The organism is Pontimicrobium aquaticum (assembly GCF_005047595.1).
Classification (GTDB): Bacteria; Bacteroidota; Bacteroidia; order Flavobacteriales; family Flavobacteriaceae; genus Pontimicrobium; species Pontimicrobium aquaticum.
The window spans coordinates 387,275-407,946 of the sequence record NZ_SUPL01000001.1 but is presented as its reverse complement, the minus strand read 5'-3'; the positions used below and the strand labels follow the sequence as shown (position 1 = coordinate 407,946).

The following is a 20,672-nucleotide window of genomic DNA, read 5'->3' as shown; positions in this document are numbered from 1 at the left end:
AGTACCTACGTTTATTTTTTATAAAGATGGAAAAGAGGTTAATAGAATTGTAGAATCACCGCAAGAAACCCTTGAACAAGGTATTAAAGCTATTTTAGATGGAAAATATGCACCAAAATATGTAGCAGCTAATTATATTGATAAAATAAAAAAAGAAACTAGAGAATAAATTAAGTCTCCTCCTTGAAAGGAGGAGTGGATTTCAATTTAATAAAAATTAGAAGACGATGTGGTTGTGTTTTCCAACCCTTCCGTCTTCAACAAAAAAAAGTTGAAGCCACCTTCCCTTAATCAAGGGAAGGTGCTTTAACGTTAAACGATTTCCATTTTCTTTAACAGGAAACTAGCATTCATATTCTGGCAAATACCTTTCTTTAATTTGTAGTCAAAATAGAGTTCATCATTGACGATGTCTGCATCAAAATAGTAGTTCTTTACGTCGTCTAATTCTTTTTCAATTTCACAAAGACTTAGGTCGTGGGTGGCAATAATACCTGTGGCGTTTCCAGCCACTAATTTCTCTACAAATTTTCTGGAACCTTGTGCTTTGTCGGTACTGTTAGTGCCTTTCAAAATTTCATCTAGCACAATAAAATATGGCTCTGTTTTTATAGTATCTACAATAAACTTAAGTCGTGTAAGCTCCGAAAAGAAATAAGAACTATTATCAGTCAAAGAATCACTTGTACGCATACTTGTGATGAGTTTTATTGGCGTGTATTCGCTTGACGCTGCACAAACTGGTAATCCAACATTCGCCATAACAATGTGCAAGGAAACCGTTCGTAAAAAAGTACTTTTTCCAGCCATATTAGCACCTGTTACAATAAAAAACTGTTCTTTATTGATGTTTAAGTCACTAGCAATACGCTTGGTTTTATCTAATAAAGGATGCCCTAACTCTTTGGTGTTTATAATGGTGTTGTTTGCTGTAATTTTAGGATATACAAATTCAGCATGATTAAACGAAAAGTTACTTAAGGAGTTATAAGCATCAAAAAAGGCAACGACTTCAAACCAATCTTCAACTTTGTGAGCATACGTGGTTATCCATTGTTCTATTTTATAGCTTTGAATTAAATCCCAGAGAAAAAATCCATTTCCAAAAAGGATAAAAAAGATATTGTTTCTATTGTCTAAGGCGTCTAATGCTTTTGAAAACGATTTCAAAATGTCTGATGCCTTATCGTTTTCAGAAGTGATTTGAAGTTGTTTGTTTTTAAGTAATGTTGAGGTGAACGTTTCCGTTTCTATTTGGTGTAATAGCAAAGCATATTGTCTAAACGTATCCTTAATTTTGGAGGTATGCATAGACAGCATATTTACTTTTTTAAATACAAAACCAATAATAAATATCCCAAAAATTAACCAATATGCCATATAATGAAGCGGAATGATTTGCAATACACTACAAACAATGATTACTGTTGAAAGTGTTCCAAAAACATAAGGTAACCAACGCATTATTTTAGGGACAAAGGGTTGGTAATTGTTTAACCAATCAATAATAACATTTGTTGGTGTTTCAGTTTCTATTAAGGATGCTTTAGCAGTAAATAACTGTCGCCATTCAGGTTTTTTAGAAAGCTCTTTAATAGCTTCTTGACGATTAGGAATATTAGTAATGTCGTTAGATTTTAGCACCTCTGCTAGTGCGTGTGTGCCTTCGTTTATAGCTGTTCTATCGAGGTATTGGAAAAAAGACCCGCGACCAAACAAATCGATATCTAAGCTATAAGGGTGCTCTGAATTTTGAAACTGATTACCACTAAACCGTTTATAAAAGTTCCCTTTTGCTATCTCTAATTCTTCATTATTAATTTTTAATAATGCTCTAAATAAATTGCGTTGTGCTTTGGCATCGGTATGTTTTGATACAAAATATAAAAACAAGCCAATGGCAACAATAGCAATGCTAACTGCCACAGGAATGTTATGAAAATAGATATAAACACCCATAACACCAGCTAAATAAATAACTACTCTTGAGAGACTCAAAACCAAGAGCTTCTTTTTTAGAGCAGCTATTTTGCTTTGAAATAAGCTTATTTGAGCGTTATAAAATTGTAATGGGTTGTTCATGAGGCGTTTTTTTGAGAGTAAAGAAACGAAAAAATGTGGTTACTGTTTATTAGAAGGGTTTTTTACATTTTCTTGTTTAATTGTTATTTAGGCCATATTATAGTTTCATTATCATTTTGATATTTCGGAAAAAGAGTAATTGATTCGATAATTCCATTATCTAACCAAAATGAAATTCCTATTGAGTCAATCGAGTAATCTTTTGCATTTAATTCTTCGAAGTCATCATCTAATTTTAAGTCTTCAAATAAATTTTTGAATTTTAATATTAACTCTGATTGGTTTGATCCAATCAAACTTTTGCCATTTAGAGTAAATGCTCTAGAGAACAAAGTAATTGAACTTAACCTAAAACTATTATCAGATGAAAATACTAAATCTGCTCCAATATGATGATATTTTAAGACAACTTCATTTGAATTATCTTCTCTGTAGTAGTTTCTTTTATTTTCATTAGGTTTTCCTAATAATTTTTCTATTTGACCTAGAGTTTGACCCAGCTTAACTTTACCAAATCCAACATGTGGAATAATTTCAGTTTTCATATGTCATCTAGCTTATCTAAAAACTATAGTTTGCAACTAAGAACTCATCTCATCCAACTTTTCAAACACAGCAATCACAGCTGTCACTGCTTTTGCATAAAATTCAGGTTGTATGCTTTCAAAATCATCGGTTGGTTTGTGATAGTCTTTATGGTCTTCTACACCAAAGTATAAAAACGGAATTTTTTCTCTATGGAATGGCCCATGATCTGATGAGAACACCCAACTTTGTTTGCCATCTAATCCGTCATGACCAGTTAATAATTTAAAATTTTCTGGTAATTCCAAACCATCAATAGCTGGTTGTAACTGTGTGTATAAATTAGTTCCAACAACATATAATTCATTATTATCGTTACGACCAACCATATCTAAATTAATGTTCAGGGCAATTTGTTCTTTTGACAATGTATTGGCTTTTACAAAGTAACTCGCACCTTGTAGGCCCATTTCTTCGGCATCGAAAGATGCAATAACCACAGAATGTTTTGGGGGATTGCTTTTAAAATATTCAGCCATTGCAATTATAGCGCTTGTACCAGATGCATCGTCATCTGCACCATTAAACACCTTCCCATCTCTTACTCCAAGATGGTCGTAATGTGCCGATAATACAATATATTTTTCGGGATGATCTGTGCCTTTAATAACACCTAAAACATTAGCGCCTTTATAGGTTTTTTTGTCACGACGACCTTCAAAAGTAAATGGTTGGGTGTAGTCATCTAATAAAGGTGCAATACCATATTTCTTAAATTGATTAATAACATATTCTCTAGCTATTAAACCACCTTTTGTTCCAGTTTGTCTGCCTTCTAAAGAATCTAACGACAAGAATTTTACGCGTTCTAACAGTGCTTCAGTATCAAATAATGTTACTGTTTTTTCTATAGTTTCAGTAGTTTCAACTTCTTGTGTTGTTTCGCTTGTTTGACCTTTACAAGAAAGCGTAAGGATAGCAACGAGTACTAGATAATAATGTTTTAATTTCATTTTATGTTTATTAAAAACCAAAGCTAATAAAAAAACCTAAGTGAGAACTTAGGTTTTATTTATTTATATAGAATTATTTAGGCTATTTTAAATTGGCTTTCATAAGTTCTCGGTTCATTCTCGCAATATTATCTAATGAAATGCCTTTAGGACATTCTACTTCACAAGCTCCAGTATTGGTACAATTACCAAAACCTTCAGCATCCATTTGAGCAACCATATTTCTAACACGATCGGCAGCTTCTATTTGCCCTTGAGGTAATAAAGCATATTGACTTACTTTAGCACCAACAAATAACATTGCCGAAGAGTTTTTACAAGTGGCTACACAAGCACCACAACCAATACAGGTAGCAGCATCCATAGCTTCATCAGCAGCATGCTTTGAAATAGGAATAGCATTGGCATCTTGTGTATTACCAGAGGTGTTTACAGAAATGTAGCCTCCAGCTTGTTGAATACGCTCGAAAGCTGTTCTATCAACTACTAAATCTTTTATTACTGGAAATGCTTTAGCTCTAAATGGTTCAATAGTAATGGTATCACCATCCTTAAACATACGCATGTGTAATTGGCATGTAGTTACGCCTCTGTCTGGACCATGTGCTTCACCGTTTATGTACATGGAGCACATGCCGCAGATACCTTCTCGACAATCGTGATCGAAAGCTACAGGTTCTTCTCCAGAATTAATTAATTGCTCATTTAAAACATCCATCATTTCAAGAAAAGACATATGCTCTGAAATATCATTGACTTTATAATCGACCATTTGACCCTTTGCATTTGAGTCTTTTTGTCTCCAAATTTTAAGTGTTAAATTCATAATGTCTTCTTATTTGTATGAACGTTGTTTTAGTTCGATGTCTTTAAACTCTAATTCTTCTTTATGTAGCACTGCATCAGCAGGTTCTCCTTTATATTCCCAAGCAGAAACAAAAGCAAAATCTTTGTCGTTTCGTTTTGCTTCACCTTTTTGTTCGCCTTCTAATTCTACTGATTCTTCTCGGAAATGACCTCCACAAGACTCATTACGTATTAAAGCATCTTTAGCAAATAACTCTCCTAATTCAAGAAAATCGGCAACACGACCTGCTTTTTCTAATTCTGGATTCATCTCGTTAGCATTTCCAGGAACTTTTACGTCTTTCCAAAATTCTTCTCGAATTTGTTTAATTTCAGCCATAGCTTCTTTTAAACCTTTTTCATTTCGAGCCATACCAACTTTGTCCCACATAACTTTTCCAAGCCTTTTATGGAAGTAGTCAACCGATTTTGTTCCGTTGTTATTCATAAAGAAGTTAATTCTATCTGTTACTTCTTTTTCAGCGTCTTCAAATTCTTTAGTTTCGGTAGAAATAGGACCAGTTCTAATGTCATTAGATAAATAATCTCCAATAGTGTAAGGTAGCACAAAGTAACCATCTGCTAATCCTTGCATTAATGCTGAAGCACCAAGTCTGTTAGCACCATGATCAGAGAAATTGGCTTCACCAATACAATACAACCCGTCAACTGTGGTCATTAAATTGTAATCTACCCAAACACCACCCATTGTGTAATGTGTTGCAGGATAAATCATCATTGGTGTTTTGTATGGATTTTCATCTACAATTTTCTCATACATTTGGAATAAGTTTCCATATTTAGCTTCAATGATGCCTTCACCTAACTCAGTAATCTTTTCTTTTGTAGGGTTTTCAATATGATTAAGTTTTGCTTGCTCTTTTCCATAACGTTCTATAGCTGAAGCAAAATCTAAATATACTGCTTCACCAGTTGCATTGACACCATAGCCAGCATCGCAACGCTCTTTTGCAGCACGAGAAGCCACATCACGTGGCACTAAGTTACCAAAGGCTGGATAACGACGTTCTAGGTAATAATCGCGTTCGTCTTCCGATAAATCGGTTGGTTTTTTACGACCTTCGCGAATAGCCATTACATCATCCATATTTTTTGGCACCCAAATACGACCATCGTTACGAAGTGACTCAGACATCAATGTTAGTTTAGACTGGTAATCTCCCGAACGCGGAATACATGTTGGATGAATTTGTGTATAGCATGGATTAGCGAAAAACGCTCCCTTTTTATGAATCTTCCAAGCAGCTGTAGCATTACTTCCCATAGCGTTAGTAGAAAGGAAATAAACATTTCCATACCCTCCTGAAGCAATTACAACTGCGTGAGCTGAATGGCGTTCTATTTTTCCAGTAATTAAATCGCGTGCAATAATTCCGCGTGCTTTTCCATCAACTTTTACAACGTCTAACATTTCGTGACGGTTATACATTTGAATTTTTCCACGAGCAATTTGTCTGTTCATTGCTGAGTAAGCACCAAGTAATAACTGCTGTCCTGTTTGTCCTTTAGCATAAAATGTTCTAGATACTAACACACCTCCAAACGAACGGTTGTCAAGTAACCCACCATAATCACGTGCAAATGGGACTCCTTGAGCTACACATTGGTCAATAATGTTTGCTGATACTTCAGCTAAACGATAGACGTTTGCTTCACGCGAACGATAATCACCACCTTTTACAGTATCGTAAAACAATCTATAGGTTGAATCGCCATCACCTTGATAGTTTTTTGCGGCGTTAATTCCACCTTGTGCAGCAATAGAGTGCGCACGTCTTGGAGAATCTTGATAACAAAAGGCTTTTACATTATAGCCTAGTTCTGCTAAGGTAGCAGCTGCTGAACCTCCAGCTAAACCAGTTCCAACAACAATAATATCTATATGACGCTTATTGGCAGGATTTACTAAATTTATTTTATCTTTATAAGTGGTCCATTTATCTTTAATGGGACCCTTAGGTACTTTTGAATTTAAAACACTCATAGTTGTAAAATGTTATAGGTGATTAAAATGATGCCAAACAGCGATGATAATAAATCCTAGTGGAATTGCATAAGCATATATTTTCCCGAAAGTTTGTAACGCTTTTTTGCGCCCAGCAGTTGAGCCCATTGATTGAAACGCTGAGGTAAAACCATGTAGTAAATGCAATGCAAGAAAAATAAAGGCTAATACATATGCTCCAACTCTAATAGGACTAAGAAATTTGTGTTGCAACTCTTCAAAGTATCTAAACTCTTGTGTGCCAGCGATTACTCCTGTCATGTCTCCTTCAATATACTTTAGCTTCATTTCTGGAAACCAAAAATCTATAAAGTGTAAGACTAAAAAGGCTAAAATAACAAGTCCGCTGTAAATCATGTTTCTGCTAATCCAAGTTGAATTTGCAGCACCGTTATTTTTGGCATATGAAATACCAATAGCTTTGCGGTTTTTTATTTCTAAAATAAAGCCCATTACAAAATGGAATACCACACCAAAAATTAAAACGGGTTGTAATGCCAATTGCACTAATGGATTAGTTCCCATAAAGTGTGATAACTGATTAAAAAGTTCTACACTAAATAAGGATGTAATATTAACAGCTAAATGTATTATTAAGAAAAACATTAGGAAGAAGGCAGATAATGCCATGGCTACTTTTCTTCCAATCGAAGATTTAAAAAATCCACTCATAATGTGTCGTTATTTATAAGTTGACACAAAAATACTTCAGGGTGGTCTTTCTAGCAAAAAACAAGAGTGTTGATTTTGTTATTTAGAATGGTTATAATTTAGAAGTTAAACCTTGGATTAACTACTGTGTTATAAATAGAGCCAAACGAATAGCTTATCCCAACATTAAAGAAGTAATTATAACCTGATTGTAATTGTTGTTGTCGTAATAGGATATCTTCAAGCGATGCGCCTCCAGAAGATATGTTAATTTGATTTCTAGTGATACTATAGCCACCACCAATGTTGAAATTAAAACCTTTAAATAATCTTATATTTGTTCTTAAGTTAAAATTTAAAGAATTTAGTGTAGTGTCATGTAAATATTGGTCAAAAGATATTTCACCATTTACATCGCCCCATTCTTGCCTTACACTACCACCAAGTGAAATAGAATGTTCCCATAGATATTCAGAATTTTTAAGAAAGACTGTTCTTTCAGTATAATCGTTATATCTAATGCCATTACTGTAACTCAACACCAATTGTTTGTTAGCGGATTCGTTATATTTAAAAAAATTGTATTCCAATGCAGGTTTAAAATTCCAGTATAATGCATAATTACCAAAAGTAGACGTTCCTAAACCTCCAAAAAAGCCATAAGACCAATGGTCATTAATACTCAATACATCGTTTACATATAAAGATTTCCCGCTGTTTATTGAAACAATATCATCACCATTATAAGAGAATGTAGATTTATTTTCATTAAACCCAATACGCATAAAGAACTTGTTTTTTTCGGTAACACGTCTCGCAGATATATTTAAATTTATATTACTTGAATTATTGGTTTCTTGACCATTGAACCACCCATTAGCTCCAAGTCTAAAAAACCAAGAATTCCAAGGGTCTTCAACTTCTGTTTTTGTTTTTTCGGCTTCTTCAACCTTAGGAGTAGGTGCAGACACCGAAATACCGTCTAAAGTTCCTTTTTCTATCCAAAAACGAACCAAACCTAACTTGATTTTTTCTAAAATTCGTTTTCTAACATCGTCACCTGTCATATTTGAATCAGTGGTAAATGATAATTTATAGTTTATAGACTCAAAGTCATTTTTACCAATAAAATCAACATCATAACGTCTACCTCCACTACCAGTACCTTGTGCGAGGAAAAACAAATGGACATCGCCTTGTGCTTGATCGCGAACAAACTGTACATTCCCTAAGTTTTGTTTTAAAAATGTATTATCACAAAATCTGCAATCTAGATATATTTTAAGATCTTCTGTTTGGTCGTTTTGAGGTGTTTCTTGTGAATTAGATTGAAACGAGAAAGTTAAGCACATTATAATAAGTGCTATGAAGGATTTTGACATTGATTGATGGTTTAGTTAGTTTATTAGTCTTTTTATCTCACAAATATTGTTCCAAAAAGAACAACAACTTTTTAAAAGGAATTTGTAAAAAGGAGTAAAGCTAAATTGATTTTAAGCAAGTAGTGTTAAAAAAGTGTAAAAGAAGTGTCAAGCATTGTTAAAAAAGACGTTTTATTAGAGATTTTAAAATCTTCGTAATAGTTAAAACATAGATGTTACATTTTTCGTTTTCAATATTAGTACCTTTATCAAAATTTTAAAATATTTATGGATTTTACCAACCCCTTGGTTTATGGAGTACCTAGTTTTATCGCTTTTATTTTATTAGAATTAACCTACAGTAAAGCTCATGGAGATAAAAATCTTTATGACTGGAAAGATCTTATGGCTAGTGGTATAATGGGAATAGGTTCGGTTGTTATTGCACCACTAATTAAAATTATTTCGGCAATTGTTATCTTTAATTTTACTTACGATTTGTTTAACGTCGTGGAAAATGGTGTACGTACCAATATTTTGGGATATGAGTCGTTTGGCTATTTTTGGTATGTTTGGATACTTTGTCAGTTAGCAGATGATTTTTCTTATTATTGGTTTCATAGAGCAAATCATGAAATACGTATTTTATGGGCTGCACATATTGTACATCACTCTTCAAACAATTTTAATCTAGGAACAGCCATTAGAAACGGATGGTTTACGATTTTATATAAACCACTTTTTTATATGTGGATGCCTGCTATTGGTTTTCCTCCAGAAATGGTTGTAGTTTGTTTAGGTATTGAAGCGCTTTGGCAGTTTCAGCTACATTCAGTATATGTTCCTAAAATGGGTGTTATTGAAAAAATATTTAACACTCACACAATGCACCAAGTCCACCATGCTCAAAATGTGGAGTATTTAGATAAAAACCATGGAGGTTTTCTTAATATTTTCGACAAGCTATTTGGCACTTGGAAAGAATTGGATGATGATATTGATATACAATACGGTGTGATTCATGCACCTGAGTCTTACAACCCATTAGTGATACTAACTCATGAATTTAAAGACATTTGGAACGATACCAAAAAATCCCCAAAATTAGCACACAAGTTAATGTATGTATTTGGGCCTCCAGGATGGAGTCACGATAATAGTACTATGACCGTAAAACAGCAACAACGTTTATTTAAAAAACAAAAATCTCAAAATGATAGCTTTTGAGAGACCAAATTAGCCTTGTTATACTATTAATAAAACATAAAAAACTCCATGACAATCATCATGGAGTTTTTTTGTGTTTTAAATTTTTCACTTTATTTCTAAAATCGTTTTTTGGCTACCAATTTCTATAGTATAAGTGCCTTTTGGTAAATAGTATTTACCGTTTTGAGCTTTTGGAATGTTTAACTTACTGTTTTCTTTCATTAAATCTTTTCTTCCGCCGCTTGATATCGTTAAATCGTATTTAGCATAGTTAAACCCTTTGTCAGCTTTCACTTTAATGGAGTTTAATAAAGCACCTCCTTCAGACAAAATATTAATGCCTTGAGTGGCTTTGGCGCTAGAATAAAATGATATGGTTGCTGAAGGTTCAAACGATCTTCCTCTAAACCTAGGCATTTGTACAGGAGATGGTTTAAAAACAGTAATGGCCTTTGTACCAATAGTACTGTATTTTTGTAAGTCTGAAATATTTGCTTTGTAAATAGAGCGTCCATGTGTACCAACTACTAAATCATTTGCTTCTGGATGCACCACTAAATCGTGCACTGCAGCTTTTGTTAAACCATTTGAAAATTCGTGCCAATTATTGCCTCTATCAAACGATGCATACACACCATTATCTGTTCCTAAGTATAAAATATTTTCGTCTTTAGTGTCTTCTTTAATGACATTTACAGGTGCATCAGAAATACCGTTAGTAATAGATTTCCACGTTTTTCCCATATCTTCACTTACATAAGCATATACTTTAAAGTCGTCATTTCTATAACCATTAAGTGTTGCATATACACGTTCTTTTTTATGTTGAGACGCAATAACTCTGGACACCCAAAGTCCTTGAGGTAAATTATCAGATACTCTAGTCCAAGAACCACCACCATTAGTAGTTAAGTTAATGTAACCATCGTCACTTCCTGTGTAAATCATTCCAAATTTAAAAGGACTTTCAGAAATTGCTGTAAGTGTTCCGTAAGGGACATTTCCTTTTTTACCACCTGTGGTTAAATCATCTGAAATCACTTCAAATGTTTCACCTTGGTCTAAAGAACGTAGTAACTTATTAGAACCCATGTACAAAATATCTTGATTGTGAGGCGATAATAAAATAGGCGTTTGCCAATTATACCTGTAAGGAGAATCTCCTAATTCGTGCTTAGGATTGATGCTAATACGTTCTCCAGTTTCTAGATTTTGTCTTGAATAAAACCCAAATTGAGATCCAGAATATACGATGTTATTGTTGCGGCTATCTATTTGTACTTGCATACCGTCTCCACCTCCAATTCTTCGGTAAGGGTATCTACCTCCTCCTTCCCAACTTTTGGAAGCTCTATAAGTACTTGGTCCAAACCATACGCCATTATCTTGCAAACCACCATATACATTGTATGGTTTTTGATTGTCAACATTTATATAATAGAATTGACCTACAGATGTAGAGTTGTTTTTTGTCCAGTTTTCGCCATCATCATAAGTAATATTAACACCACCATCATTTCCGTTAATAATATGTCCTTCTTTTTTTGGATTTAACCATATAGCTTGATGGTCACTATGTACATTTTCTTTTCCAATACGTGAAAACGTTTTTCCACCATCATCCGATTTTAGCAATGGTACACCTAAAATATAAACTTTACTTTCGTTAGAAGGGTTTACAGCAATTACACCAAAATAATATCCATACGAACTATATACGCCATCTAAGTAATCATCGTGGGTCTTTTTCCAGGTTTTTCCACCATTGGTAGATTTATACACTTCGGCACCAATGACTGGTGAGTTGAATAAAGCTGCGTTAGCATTTTCAAGATATAGAGCTAAATCACTTGGTTTTACTTTTCCATCTTTAACAGATGCTTTTACACTTTCGGCAGTATATTTTCTAGGGAAACGGTTATTGCGTAAATAGCCATTTAAACTTTTGTTATCTAAGCTTAAAAAATCGGCGTTACTCATAGTTTTAAAATCATCTTTTTGTAATCCTTGAGATGTTCTTGTCTTTCCAGGAGGACGTCTAAATTGATTGTCTAAAAGTGCATACACAACATTGTCATTAAACACTGATACACCAATACGGCCAACACCAGTTCCTGTTGGAAAACCACTGCCTTCTGGTGTCATGTTAGTCCATGTATGTCCACCATCAGTACTTTTATAAATGCCTGAATTTTCTCCATCACCATCAAAATCCCATGCTTTTCTTTCGCGTTCCCACATTGCAGCGAACATCACGTTAGGGTTTGTTGGAGAGACACTTAAATCGATTGCTCCTGTACCGTTATTTATAAACAATACATTTTTCCAAGTTTTTCCACCATCGGTAGTTTTATAAATCCCTCTTTCTGAGCTTGAAGTATATAAGTTTCCAACAGCTGCAACAGTTACATCATCAGGATTATTTGGGTTGATAACTATTCTGCCAATATGTTGTGAATTTTCTAAGCCAACATTAGTCCATGTTTTACCTTTATCAGTGCTTTTTAAGATTCCAATTCCTGAATAAGATGAACGAGACGAGTTACTTTCACCAGTTCCAATCCAAATGGTGCCACTGTTCCAATCTACAGCTATATCACCCATATTTTGTGTAGGAGCATTGTCGGCAACAGGAGTAAACGAAGTACCATTATTATTTGTGTACCACAAACCACCTGAAGCATAAGCTGCATAGAATTCTATTGGGTTATTTGGGTTCACATCAAAGTCAACAATACGACCACTCATAATTGTTGGGCCAATATTGGTGAAAGGCACATTTTTCACAATGGATTCTTGAGCATTGATACTAAATATAAATGCAAGATTTAGAAGTAGAAATAGTTTGAAATTTTTCATTTTTGGTTGGTTGTTTTAAGAAGTGATGAAAATACTTAAAACTTCATAAACGGTCAAATGCTACTTATTAAAAAACATTTTTTAACATTTATTTGCTAATTTTAAACTTAAACTAGTCGTTATGAAAAAAATTGCAACTCTATTTATTACGCTTTTAATGATATCGTGCAACACTGAAAAGATGCATGATATAGGTCAAATAAATACACCAAAGGGTGAGATATTACTTTGGTTGTATGATGAAACGCCAAATCATAAAGCTAGTTTTATTGAGTTGGCAAACAAAGGCTATTGGGACAGTTTATCTTTTAACAGAGTGATACCAAATTTTGTTGCCCAAGGAGGTTGCCCAGATACACCTGAAGGATTTAACGACCCTGAATACTTACTAGAACCAGAGTTTGTTGATTCGTTAACACACACCTATGGAGCTTTGGGAGCTGGACGTGATGGAAATCCGGAGAAATTATCTGCGCGTTGCCAATTTTATATTGTTCATAATAAAGATGGATTACATCGTTTGGATGGTGATTATACGGTTTTTGGAAAAGTGATTAAAGGCATGGATGTGGTTGACACTATTGTTAATGTAGAAAGAGACTCGATTGACGAGCCTCTTTCTAAAATTACGTTAGATGTAAATATGATTTCAATATCTGAAACAGAACTTAAAACCTTGTATCCAGAATTTCAGGAATAATTAAAAAATCGTTATTCCTGCCATTTCCAATCACCACCAATAATTAGTTTTTCTTTTAGGTTATTTTTAATCATAAATTCCTTTGTGGTTTCACTATCCATTTTTGTAGCAGGAAGTGTTTCGGCATTAGCTAAACCATATAGAATCATGGTTCCAAAACGAGCGGTATTGGTAATATGTTCTTCGTTTACTAAATCAAAGCTATCACAATCAGAATGGTAGCACCCGTAAATAGAACGATCTAAATTACTATGTAGAGAAAGAATTGGAATTCCTTCTAACATAAATGGTTGGTGATCGCTATGCAGTCCAGATCTGTTAGAAAACGTATTTTTAAAGATGCTATCTTGCTGCTGGATAGTTGCTCCTAGTTCTTTAAAGAAATTCTCATTGTTTAATTGTCCGCCTGCGTTCATTCCAACAGGATTTCCAGCCATGTCAAGGTTTATCATATATTTTATGTTGTCGATGCTACCATCTTTAACAGCTTCGGCAACCATGTGTCTTGAACCAAATAAACCTTGTTCTTCACCCATAAACATTACAAATTTCACGGTGCGTTTTGGGTTTAAGTTATTTGCTTTAAAAGCACGAGCAATATCTATAACTGCAAATGAGCCTATTCCATTATCTATTGCACCAGTAGCTAAATCCCAAGAATCTAAGTGACCTCCAATAACAATTTCTTCATCAGGAAGTTCACTTCCTTTAATTGTAGCAATAACATTTCTTGCTTTAATCATGTTACTATTGTTAGTCATATTAATAGTAGCAGTAGAAGAAGATGTTTTTAATTTCTCTTTTAATGCCATTCCATCTTTCTTTGCAATACAAACTGCAGGAATTGGTAATAAAGCACCAGTTACCGAAGCAGTTCCAGTAAGTAATACACCATTATCAACTTGATTGATAATAATGATACCAATAGCTCCATATTTAATAGCGATAGCGGATTTCTCACTTCTATGTAGGTTCGTTAAACCTTCTTCACTTCCGGGAAGGATTCCAATATAGACTAGAGCAATTTTACCTTTTACAGCGTCTGGATTTGCAGCATAATCTGCTTCAAGCCCATTTCCCATATCTACAATAGTTCCGCTAACACTGGCTTCAACAGGTGAGTGCCCTAAGGTAACAACCTTTGTGTCGTTTCCATCAATTTGTAAAGATACATCTCCGCGTGACCAAGCTTCAACTTCAAAAGGTTGATAAACCACGTCATCAAAACCATATTCTTTAAATTTGTTGTAGGTAAATGTTTCCGCTTTAGCACCATTTTCAGAGCCTGTGAGTCGATGACCAATTGTTTCAGATGAAACCTTTAAATCGTTATAGGCTTGTGAATTAGCTTTGATTTCTGTGTCTATTTTAGCAAATAACTCAGCATTGCTTAACTTTTTATCTTCTTTAGTACACGAAAATGCGATGAAAGCGATTGTTAAAAGAATACTTAATTTTTTCATTTTTGAATAGTGTTTGTTTTTTGGTTGGTTAAAAAGAAAGTTGAAATTACTTAAATCAATAATAACGACCAAGCATTTAATTAAAATAACACTTGTATAAGGATGTTTTTTATTTCTATAAAGTAATGGTTACATTTGTTTTTCATTGAAAACTTATAAACAAAACATACATGAAATACCATCCAATATCCAACAGGCTTTTTATAAAGAATAGAGCAAAATTTATAGCTCAAATGAAACCAAAAGCTATTGCGGTTTTTAATTCCAATGATGTGTTTACAACAGGAGCAGATAGTACCATGCCTTTTGAACAGCAGAGCGATATTTTTTATTTAAGTGGTGTGGATCAAGAAGAAAGTATTTTGTTGTTGTTTCCGGATGCGATCAATAAAGCACATCGTGAAGTGTTATTTGTAAGAGAAACCAATGACCACATTGCTATTTGGGAAGGTGCAAAACTTACAAAAGAGCAAGCTACAAAAACATCTGGCATAGAAACGGTGTATTGGTTAAGCGATTTTGATAAAGTATTTTTTGATTTAATGACTGAAGCTGAAACCGTTTATTTTAATACCAATGAACATTACCGTCAAGCAGTAGAGTTAGAGTCTCGTGAAGCGCGTTTTATTAAAGGTGTAAAAGATAAGTTTCCAGCTCATAACTGGGCAAAGAGTTTTACAATAATGCAAAACATTCGTGGCGTGAAAGAGTCAGAAGAAATAGCGTTATTGCAAACAGCATGTAACATTACTGAAAAAGGATTTAGACGCGTGCTGGAGTTTATAAAACCAGGTGTTATGGAATATGAAATTGAAGCCGAATATATGCATGAATTTCTTAGAAATAGGTCTAAAGGTTTTGCTTACACACCAATTATAGGCTCTGGTTTTAATGCTTGCGTATTACATTATATTGAAAACAACCAAGTCTGTAAAGATGGCGATATGTTGCTCATGGATGTTGGTGCAGAATACGCCAACTATTCTAGTGATATGACAAGAACGATCCCTGTTAATGGGAGATTTACAGACAGACAAAGAGCTGTGTATAATGCTGTAAACCGTGTAAAAGATGAAGCAACTAAAATGTTGGTTCCTGGAACAATTTGGGCGGATTATCATGTTGAGGTAGGTAAAATAATGACCTCAGAATTATTAGGCTTAGGATTGTTAGATAAAGTCGATGTACAAAACGAAGACCCTAAATGGCCTGCTTATAAAAAATACTTTATGCATGGAACATCACATCATATAGGATTAGACACACATGATTATGGTGAATTAAAAACACCAATGAAAGCAAATATGGTGTTTACTGTGGAACCTGGAATTTATATTCAAGAGGAAAGTATGGGAATTAGATTGGAAGATGATGTAGTGATTCAAGAAGCAGGTGAACCGATAAACTTAATGAAAAACATCCCAATTGAAGCCGATGAAATTGAGGATTTGATGAATAAATAAACAAAAAAAGCCGCTTTAAAGTGGCTTTTTTTTGTTTGGGTAATTTTTTAAAATTATGCTTTTGCTTTCTCATCAGCGCAGCAAGCCTTATTGCAATTTTCTTTAATTTCCTTTTTTTCAGCTTCGGTTTTTCCTTTACAACACCCCATTCCACATTCTTTGACTTCTTTGTCTTCGTTAGAAAATGAATTAACAATTTTCATGTTGCTGACTTTATAAGTCTCGTCAGAATTGGTTACTGTTGCTTCTAATGAAGAATGATTAACCATGGATTCATCATATTCAACCATAGCAAGTTTTTTATTAAAATCTACTTTAACAGATTTTACACCATTCATTTTGCTAATGTTTTTTTCGATAAGTTTAGCACAACCCATTTCGCAAGTCATACCATCAATTGTAAATTCTGATTTTATAAAAGTAGCATCAGGGTTTAAAACATTTTCTGTATTAATAGCAACTTCTGTTTTTACCGTTTTAACTTCAGGAGTGGTTTTATTTTTACAAGATGTCATTAGTGCTATTGCCATAACAAGTACTAATGTGTTTTTTAATGTCTTCATAGGTTTTAAATATTAGAGTTGTTTACAAAATTAGTAATAAATACTGTTATTTGCATTCTAAATTTATTTGTAAAGAAGATATAGTACATGCATTTAGGAAATAAAAAATGGATATATCTAGCTATTTTATCTCTTATTTGGGGAAGCTCATTTATTCTTATTAAAAAGAGTTTAATTGGCTTAACACCACTACAACTAGGTGCTTTAAGAATTATTATTTCTGCTTGTTTTATCTTTATTTTTGGCTTCTATACAATAAAAGATATTACCAAAGCTCAATGGAAATGGCTGGCTATTTCAGGGCTTTTAGGGACCTTTTTTCCAGTATTTTTATTTGCTTTTGCAGAGACTGAAATAGATAGTTCAGTCGCATCCATATTAAACTCACTTACACCATTAAATACCATTTTGTTGGGCTTTGCAATATTTAAAATAGCTTCAACAAAAAGACAAATATTGGGTGTTATTATTGGCTTTGTTGGTACAGCATTATTAATATTAAAAGGTGCTGAATTAAACCCTCAACAAAACTATTTATATGCAGGGTTAGTTGTTCTTTCCTCAATTATGTATGGTATTAATGTCAATATCATAAAAAAACATCTACAAGACGTTAAAGCTATAAGCATAGCAGTTGGAAATTTTGTAACTATTATCATTCCAGCCATTATAGTGTTGTTATCAACCAATTTTTTAGACAAGGTAGATTTTAGTAATCATGATTTTGCTATGTCAATGCTCTATATTGTTATTCTTTCGGCTTTCGGAACTGCTTTAGCAAAAGTACTTTTTAATAAATTAGTGCAAATGGCAACACCTGTTTTTGCATCATCAGTAACCTATTCTATGCCATTAATTGCACTAATGTGGGGAATTTTAGATGGTGAAAGCTTTAGTGTTTTGCAGGGTTTAGCAACTATTTTAATTCTTTTAGGTATTTATCTTGCTAATAAACGCAATTAGATACTCTAAATTAAACCTATTAAATACTTTAAAACGTTTGTAGATTAAGTAAATAGGCTTATATTTGCACTCATTTTTGAATAAAAATTTTAATTAATAAATATTTAAACGTTACGCTATGTACGCAATTGTAGAGATAGCAGGGCAACAATTTAAAGTTGAAAAAGACCAAAAAGTGTTTGTTCACCGTTTACAAACTGAAGAAGGAAAGAAAGTAGCTTTCGATAACGTTCTTTTAGTGGCAGATGGTGACAATGTAACTGTAGGCGCCCCAGCTATAGGCGGAGCACAAGTAAGTGCAAAAGTCTTAAAGCACCTTAAAGGTGATAAAGTAATAGTTTTCAAAAAGAAAAGACGTAAAGGTTACCGTGTTAAAAATGGACACAGACAATCTTTAACTGAAATTCAAATTGAAGGGATTGTTGCTTCAGGAGCAAAACCAGCTAAAGCTGAAAAAACTGCTCCAAAGAAAGAAACTAAAAAAGCTGAACCAAAAGCTGCTGCTCCAAAAGCAGAAGCAAAGCCAGCTAAAAAAGAAGAAGCTACTCAAGATTTAAGCAAAATGACCGTTGCTGAATTAAAAGAGATGGCTAAGGCAAAAGGAGTTTCTGGAATTTCTTCTATGAAGAAAGCCGATTTAATAGCTGCTTTAAGTTAATTTTTAAAAACTAAAATCGAAATAAAATGGCACATAAAAAAGGAGTCGGAAGTTCGAAAAACGGTAGAGAATCAGAATCGAAACGATTGGGTGTTAAGATTTTTGGTGGTCAAGCTGCTGTTGCAGGAAACATCATTGTAAGACAAAGAGGTACTGCACATAATCCAGGTGAAAATGTTTACGCTGGAAAAGATCATACATTACATGCTAAAGTTGATGGCATAGTAAAATTTGAGAAAAAGAAAGATAATAAGTCGTATGTTTCTATAGAGCCTTTTGAGGCTTAAAACATAGTTTCTTTTTAAAATATTTAAAGCCCTTTCTGTTTTCAGAAAGGGCTTTTGTTTTTTGAGTATGGTGTAAAACCTATATTTTTACACTTAATGCCAAATATCTGCACTTATGTACTTTTTCTTTATTTACTGAATTGGGATACTTTTTTTTGTACTATGCTTGGAAAAATTAAAAAATTGATTTCAATATCGCTTTACTGGAAATGCCAACTTATAGGTTGGGGTGTTGTATCGTTGTTATGGCTTTATATTGCTTTAGTAAGAGATCAATTTAATGTTTTTCATGCATTAATAAATTATGTTTTAGATGTAGCTATTTGTATTGGTCTTACACATTTATATCGTTACTATGCATTGAGAGGAAAATGGAACGAATTAAATATAAAAAAGTTATTAATTAAGGCAATCCCTCTTGTGCTTTTATTGTCCGTTGCATTTATGCAAATAATGATGCTAAAGACTTCTTTTTTTGTATATATGGTATTTAATCGGGATGTGTTCTTAGAGAATGTTTTAGTGTGGAATCCTGTTTTATTGACTGGGTTAAGACAAATTTCTATTTGGGTGCTTGCGTATCACTTATATCATTTTTATAAAAAAGAAATACATACTGCAAAAGCGAATGCTCAGCTTTCAATTATTGCAAAACAAGCACAATTAGATAATTTATCGGCGCAATTAAACCCACATTTTTTATTTAATTCCTTGAACTCTATTAAATCGTTGGTCATGGAAAATCCTAAAACTGCTAGAAGAGCTGTGGATTTGTTGTCGGATCTATTACGCTCATCACTTTATGAAAAAGATCGAGATCTACTTCCTATTAAAGAAGAATTACTTTTAGTTAAGGATTATATAGAACTTGAAAAAATGAGATTTGAAGAGCGATTAAATGTAATATTTGATATTGATGAATCTTTAGAAAATTTTATGATCCCGACTTTAAGTATTCAACTTTTAGTTGAGAATGCTATAAAACATGGTGTTGATAAATATGTTGAAGGAGGGTTGGTTGAAATTTCAATTAAAGAAACCGTTAATTTTATTGAAATTATAGTAAAAAATCCTGGAAAGCTTAATTATGAAAAGAAAAATGGGTTGGGGTTAAGTAATTTAAAAAAGAGATTAGAAATACAATATAAGGGAAAAGCAAGTATAAAAATAAGCGAAGCATCAGGAAAAAAAATAGTTGCAACTTTATTAATTCCAATTGTAACAGAATGAGCACATATAAAACCATAATAATTGATGATGAACGATTGGCACGTGAGGAGGTTAAAAGAGCGCTTTTGCCCTATCCTGAATTTGTAATTGTTGGTGAAGCAAATAATGTGGATGCTGCAATTGCTCTAATAGCAGAAGAAAAACCAGATCTTATCTTCTTAGATATTCATATGCCTGAAAAATCAGGGTTCGATTTGCTGGAAGAGCTAACAACTGTACCAGAAGTGGTATTTACTACGGCCTATAATCAATATGCAGTTCAAGCTTTTGAAGTGAATGCCTTAGATTATATTGTAAAACCCTTACGGGATGAGCGCTTTGCAAGTACCATGGAGAAGGTAAAATTGGAACTATCGAAAAAAGAAGAGATAAGACAAGAACCTTATGAGATGAATAAAAAAATATTCATCAAAGATGGCGAGCAATGTTATTTTATTCCTTTAAGCGATATTCGATTTATAGAGTCTTTGGATAATTATGCCAGATTATATTTTGGCAAAAATAAGGCAATGATAAAGAGATCGTTAAACCTACTAGAGGAGAAGTTGGATGCAACTGTTTTTTTTAGAGCCAATAGAAGTCAGATAATCAACATACACTACATAAAAGAAATTCATCCACATTTTAATAATAGACTTCATATTACACTAACTACGGGTGAAACGATAGAGGTGTCAAGTAGACAATCCGTAAGGTTTAAAAATTGGAATAGCCTGTAAGAGAATAATTGTACAAAGTATTTTACGCTCATTTCTGTTTATTTACGCTCCTGT

Annotated in this window: 18 protein-coding genes; 8 read left to right on the top strand and 10 right to left on the bottom strand. The window is 33.3% G+C overall.

What is annotated here, in order from left to right:
- Positions 1-312: 312 nt before the first annotated feature.
- From E5167_RS01885 to E5167_RS01855, 7 genes are all read right to left on the bottom strand, one after another.
- On the bottom strand, positions 313-2,082 hold the full coding sequence (locus E5167_RS01885) for a MutS-related protein (protein WP_136840463.1): 1,770 nt from the start codon (positions 2,080-2,082) through the stop codon (positions 313-315).
- Positions 2,083-2,165: 83 nt separating this feature from the next.
- The gene (locus E5167_RS01880) at positions 2,166-2,627 is read right to left on the bottom strand and encodes a hypothetical protein (RefSeq protein WP_136840461.1); all 462 of its coding nucleotides are present in this window, start codon (positions 2,625-2,627) and stop codon (positions 2,166-2,168) included.
- 36 nt (positions 2,628-2,663) lie between these two features.
- A complete protein-coding gene (locus E5167_RS01875) occupies positions 2,664-3,620 on the bottom strand; it encodes a M28 family peptidase (RefSeq protein WP_136840459.1) in 957 nt (318 codons plus the stop codon).
- An 82-nt stretch (positions 3,621-3,702) separates the two neighbouring features.
- Positions 3,703-4,446 (bottom strand): succinate dehydrogenase/fumarate reductase iron-sulfur subunit, encoded by a 744-nt coding sequence (locus E5167_RS01870; RefSeq protein ID WP_136840457.1) that lies wholly within the window; start codon positions 4,444-4,446, stop codon positions 3,703-3,705.
- 9 nt (positions 4,447-4,455) lie between these two features.
- Positions 4,456-6,471 carry a fumarate reductase/succinate dehydrogenase flavoprotein subunit gene (locus E5167_RS01865; RefSeq protein ID WP_136840455.1) on the bottom strand — a complete coding sequence of 672 codons (2,016 nt, stop codon included), beginning with the start codon at positions 6,469-6,471 and terminating at the stop codon, positions 4,456-4,458.
- Positions 6,472-6,483: 12 nt separating this feature from the next.
- The gene (locus tag E5167_RS01860; protein WP_136840453.1) at positions 6,484-7,164 is read right to left on the bottom strand and encodes a succinate dehydrogenase cytochrome b subunit; all 681 of its coding nucleotides are present in this window, start codon (positions 7,162-7,164) and stop codon (positions 6,484-6,486) included.
- Positions 7,165-7,262: 98 nt separating this feature from the next.
- Complete coding sequence (locus E5167_RS01855) at positions 7,263-8,525, bottom strand: hypothetical protein (protein ID WP_136840451.1); 1,263 nt, start codon at positions 8,523-8,525, stop codon at positions 7,263-7,265.
- 267 nt (positions 8,526-8,792) lie between these two features.
- Here E5167_RS01855 and E5167_RS01850 point away from each other — a divergent pair, with 267 nt between their 5' ends.
- Positions 8,793-9,731, top strand: a complete 939-nt coding sequence (locus E5167_RS01850) for a sterol desaturase family protein (RefSeq protein ID WP_136840449.1) — start codon at positions 8,793-8,795, stop codon at positions 9,729-9,731.
- An 87-nt stretch (positions 9,732-9,818) separates the two neighbouring features.
- On the opposite strand, the gene E5167_RS01845 is transcribed toward E5167_RS01850, so the two are convergent.
- Positions 9,819-12,572, bottom strand: coding sequence for a VPS10 domain-containing protein (locus E5167_RS01845; protein WP_136840447.1), 2,754 nt, complete (start codon positions 12,570-12,572; stop codon positions 9,819-9,821).
- A 121-nt stretch (positions 12,573-12,693) separates the two neighbouring features.
- Here E5167_RS01845 and E5167_RS01840 point away from each other — a divergent pair, with 121 nt between their 5' ends.
- Entirely contained in the window at positions 12,694-13,272 is a 579-nt protein-coding gene (locus E5167_RS01840; RefSeq protein ID WP_239021920.1) for a peptidylprolyl isomerase, read from the top strand.
- An 11-nt stretch (positions 13,273-13,283) separates the two neighbouring features.
- Here the strand turns inward: E5167_RS01840 and E5167_RS01835 are convergent, their stop codons facing one another.
- Entirely contained in the window at positions 13,284-14,735 is a 1,452-nt protein-coding gene (locus E5167_RS01835) for a M20/M25/M40 family metallo-hydrolase (RefSeq protein WP_136840445.1), read from the bottom strand.
- 170 nt (positions 14,736-14,905) lie between these two features.
- Between E5167_RS01835 and E5167_RS01830 the strand changes: the two genes are divergently transcribed.
- Positions 14,906-16,198: an aminopeptidase P family protein gene (locus E5167_RS01830; RefSeq protein ID WP_136840443.1), complete on the top strand. Its 1,293-nt coding sequence runs from the start codon at positions 14,906-14,908 to the stop codon at positions 16,196-16,198.
- Positions 16,199-16,251: 53 nt separating this feature from the next.
- Here the strand turns inward: E5167_RS01830 and E5167_RS01825 are convergent, their stop codons facing one another.
- The gene (locus tag E5167_RS01825; protein WP_136840441.1) at positions 16,252-16,761 is read right to left on the bottom strand and encodes a heavy-metal-associated domain-containing protein; all 510 of its coding nucleotides are present in this window, start codon (positions 16,759-16,761) and stop codon (positions 16,252-16,254) included.
- An 87-nt stretch (positions 16,762-16,848) separates the two neighbouring features.
- On the opposite strand from E5167_RS01825, the gene E5167_RS01820 reads away from it, so the two are divergent.
- From E5167_RS01820 to E5167_RS01800, 5 genes are all read left to right on the top strand, one after another.
- On the top strand, positions 16,849-17,724 hold the full coding sequence (locus E5167_RS01820; protein WP_136840439.1) for a DMT family transporter: 876 nt from the start codon (positions 16,849-16,851) through the stop codon (positions 17,722-17,724).
- A 118-nt stretch (positions 17,725-17,842) separates the two neighbouring features.
- On the top strand, positions 17,843-18,382 hold the full coding sequence (gene rplU, locus E5167_RS01815) for a 50S ribosomal protein L21 (RefSeq protein ID WP_136840437.1): 540 nt from the start codon (positions 17,843-17,845) through the stop codon (positions 18,380-18,382).
- A gap of 26 nt (positions 18,383-18,408) precedes the next feature.
- Positions 18,409-18,669 carry a 50S ribosomal protein L27 gene (rpmA, locus tag E5167_RS01810; RefSeq protein WP_136840435.1) on the top strand — a complete coding sequence of 87 codons (261 nt, stop codon included), beginning with the start codon at positions 18,409-18,411 and terminating at the stop codon, positions 18,667-18,669.
- A gap of 162 nt (positions 18,670-18,831) precedes the next feature.
- Complete coding sequence (locus E5167_RS01805; RefSeq protein WP_136840433.1) at positions 18,832-19,899, top strand: sensor histidine kinase; 1,068 nt, start codon at positions 18,832-18,834, stop codon at positions 19,897-19,899.
- Entirely contained in the window at positions 19,896-20,618 is a 723-nt protein-coding gene (locus tag E5167_RS01800; protein WP_136840430.1) for a LytR/AlgR family response regulator transcription factor, read from the top strand. The genes E5167_RS01805 and E5167_RS01800 overlap by 4 nt, the downstream gene beginning before the upstream one ends.
- Positions 20,619-20,672 lie beyond the last annotated feature (54 nt).

What these genes read in the sequence shown, in the direction of transcription:
- E5167_RS01885 (WP_136840463.1), bottom strand. Translation starts at nt 2,082, where the DNA reads ATGAACAACCCATTACAATTTTATAACGCTCAAATAAGCTTATTTCAA.
- E5167_RS01880 (WP_136840461.1), bottom strand. Translation starts at nt 2,627, where the DNA reads ATGAAAACTGAAATTATTCCACATGTTGGATTTGGTAAAGTTAAGCTG.
- E5167_RS01875 (WP_136840459.1), bottom strand. Translation starts at nt 3,620, where the DNA reads ATGAAATTAAAACATTATTATCTAGTACTCGTTGCTATCCTTACGCTT.
- E5167_RS01870 (WP_136840457.1), bottom strand. Translation starts at nt 4,446, where the DNA reads ATGAATTTAACACTTAAAATTTGGAGACAAAAAGACTCAAATGCAAAG.
- E5167_RS01865 (WP_136840455.1), bottom strand. Translation starts at nt 6,471, where the DNA reads ATGAGTGTTTTAAATTCAAAAGTACCTAAGGGTCCCATTAAAGATAAA.
- E5167_RS01860 (WP_136840453.1), bottom strand. Translation starts at nt 7,164, where the DNA reads ATGAGTGGATTTTTTAAATCTTCGATTGGAAGAAAAGTAGCCATGGCA.
- E5167_RS01855 (WP_136840451.1), bottom strand. Translation starts at nt 8,525, where the DNA reads ATGTCAAAATCCTTCATAGCACTTATTATAATGTGCTTAACTTTCTCG.
- E5167_RS01850 (WP_136840449.1), top strand. Translation starts at nt 8,793, where the DNA reads ATGGATTTTACCAACCCCTTGGTTTATGGAGTACCTAGTTTTATCGCT.
- E5167_RS01845 (WP_136840447.1), bottom strand. Translation starts at nt 12,572, where the DNA reads ATGAAAAATTTCAAACTATTTCTACTTCTAAATCTTGCATTTATATTT.
- E5167_RS01840 (WP_239021920.1), top strand. Translation starts at nt 12,694, where the DNA reads ATGAAAAAAATTGCAACTCTATTTATTACGCTTTTAATGATATCGTGC.
- E5167_RS01835 (WP_136840445.1), bottom strand. Translation starts at nt 14,735, where the DNA reads ATGAAAAAATTAAGTATTCTTTTAACAATCGCTTTCATCGCATTTTCG.
- E5167_RS01830 (WP_136840443.1), top strand. Translation starts at nt 14,906, where the DNA reads ATGAAATACCATCCAATATCCAACAGGCTTTTTATAAAGAATAGAGCA.
- E5167_RS01825 (WP_136840441.1), bottom strand. Translation starts at nt 16,761, where the DNA reads ATGAAGACATTAAAAAACACATTAGTACTTGTTATGGCAATAGCACTA.
- E5167_RS01820 (WP_136840439.1), top strand. Translation starts at nt 16,849, where the DNA reads ATGCATTTAGGAAATAAAAAATGGATATATCTAGCTATTTTATCTCTT.
- rplU (WP_136840437.1), top strand. Translation starts at nt 17,843, where the DNA reads ATGTACGCAATTGTAGAGATAGCAGGGCAACAATTTAAAGTTGAAAAA.
- rpmA (WP_136840435.1), top strand. Translation starts at nt 18,409, where the DNA reads ATGGCACATAAAAAAGGAGTCGGAAGTTCGAAAAACGGTAGAGAATCA.
- E5167_RS01805 (WP_136840433.1), top strand. Translation starts at nt 18,832, where the DNA reads ATGCTTGGAAAAATTAAAAAATTGATTTCAATATCGCTTTACTGGAAA.
- E5167_RS01800 (WP_136840430.1), top strand. Translation starts at nt 19,896, where the DNA reads ATGAGCACATATAAAACCATAATAATTGATGATGAACGATTGGCACGT.